The sequence below is a fragment of the Aeromicrobium sp. PFPM2_SD2 genome, assembly GCF_057364525.1.
On the sequence record NZ_JBNFNZ010000705.1, the window covers coordinates 1 to 779 of the forward strand.

A 779-nucleotide genomic window follows, 5' to 3' on the forward strand; every position below is an offset into this window, starting at 1 on the left:
ACCTGCACCGGTCCGGCGGCGACGGCCGCGTCGACGGACGCGCGCAGGGCGGCCAGGAAGTCGTCCACGCCGGCGGTCGTGGCCGCGCTGACCGTGAGGTGGAGCGTGGCGGGCAGGTCGCCGAAGCGCATCTGCGGCTGGACGTACCAGCCGCGCTCGAGCATCTCGTCGCCGAGCGTGAAGACGTCCAGGGCGTCGTCCGTCGTGAGCGCGACGAGCGTGGAGTCGGGCACGGACGCCAGCGCGAGGTGCTCGGTGGCCGCGATGCCCGCGACCAGCGCGTCGGTGCCCTCGAGCGCTACCCGGACGAGCTCGAGGTACCCGTCGTCGCCGATCGCCTGCACCGTCGCCCACGCCGCGGCCAGCGGCCCGCCGGACTTGGTCGACTGCATCGTGGCGTTGAGCATCGTGTAGCCCGGCCAGTCGGCGCTGGCGAAGTACTGGCTGCGGCGCAGCGCGGGCCTGCGGTGCAGCAGCAGCGAGACGCCCTTGGGCGCGTAGGCGTACTTGTGCAGGTCGACCGAGACGCTGGTGACGCCGCTGACCAGGAACGGCGAGCCGCCGCTCCACCAGCGAGCGCAGCACCCGGTCGGCGTGCGCGCCGACGCTGCCACCGGCCCGCAGCTCGTCGAGGGTGAACGCCGTGCGAGCGGGCACGCGCAGGGGACACGACGGTGCCGGGCCGCGAGACCGGCGCGAGCACGGCGTGGAAGCGCGTGCCGTCGGGGAGCCGGCAGTCGACGTACGGGCTGGCGTCGTCGAGCCGCGTCCGCCCAACG

General features: G+C 74.8%; 1 pseudogene. It reads right to left on the reverse strand.

What is annotated here, in order from left to right:
* Window positions 1–614: pseudogene (locus tag AC2W7G_RS17600) on the reverse strand (hypothetical protein); the annotation flags it as partial.
* Window positions 615–779: the final 165 nt, after the last annotated feature.